Genomic DNA, 293 nt, shown 5'->3' on the forward strand with positions numbered 1-293 from the left:
GCGGATGCGGCCGTCGGTATCGGCAAAGCGTTCGGCGTAAATCTGCGCCATCCGCAACATGGTGGCGCGACGGGTCGGCGTCCGCCGCCGCTCGATCAAAATATTGGTTGCAGCCATCCGCCGGAGATCGGCCATCAGCGAAAACGCGCTGTCGTAGCGCACCACGACGCGATCGAGGTCGGTGACCGGCAGCGCCAAGCCTACACGCTGCAGCAGGCCACCGATATCGCGCAAATCCGCAAACGGCACGACGCGCGGCGACACCCCGCCCTCGCATTCAGCTTCCGCAGCGG

General features: G+C 66.2%; 1 pseudogene. It reads right to left on the minus strand.

The window, feature by feature from the left end:
- Positions 1-293, minus strand: a pseudogene (locus KJQ96_RS39045) (SAM-dependent methyltransferase); the annotation flags it as partial.

The organism is Bradyrhizobium sp. sGM-13, from assembly GCF_018398875.1.
Classification (GTDB): domain Bacteria; phylum Pseudomonadota; class Alphaproteobacteria; order Rhizobiales; family Xanthobacteraceae; genus Bradyrhizobium.